The 209-nt window shown below is 60.8% G+C and carries 1 protein-coding gene; it reads right to left on the bottom strand.

The genetic code is table 11. The annotated features are described in order from the left end of the window. Positions 1-209: immunoglobulin-like domain-containing protein (locus HU762_RS27025; protein WP_186641896.1), on the bottom strand; the 209-nt coding region annotated here is incomplete at both ends.

The following is a 209-nucleotide window of genomic DNA, read 5'->3' on the forward strand; positions in this document are numbered from 1 at the left end:
CGGTCAGGGTTGCGGTGTAGGTGATGGTGCCGTTTTCGTTCACGGTCGGTGTAGCGGTCAACGTCACGGTAGTGGTGTCGTCGACATCGCTGACGATGGTGCTGACCGGAGTCGTGTTCGGAGCGATAGCCTCGAGGTTGCCACCAGTGGCGGTACTGATGCTTTCGGTGACGGTGGTTGGGCCTTGGTACACATCGTTGCCGACCGCG

Source organism: Pseudomonas sp. SWRI92 (genome assembly GCF_014268685.1).
Taxonomy (GTDB): domain Bacteria; phylum Pseudomonadota; class Gammaproteobacteria; order Pseudomonadales; family Pseudomonadaceae; genus Aquipseudomonas; species Aquipseudomonas marvdashtae.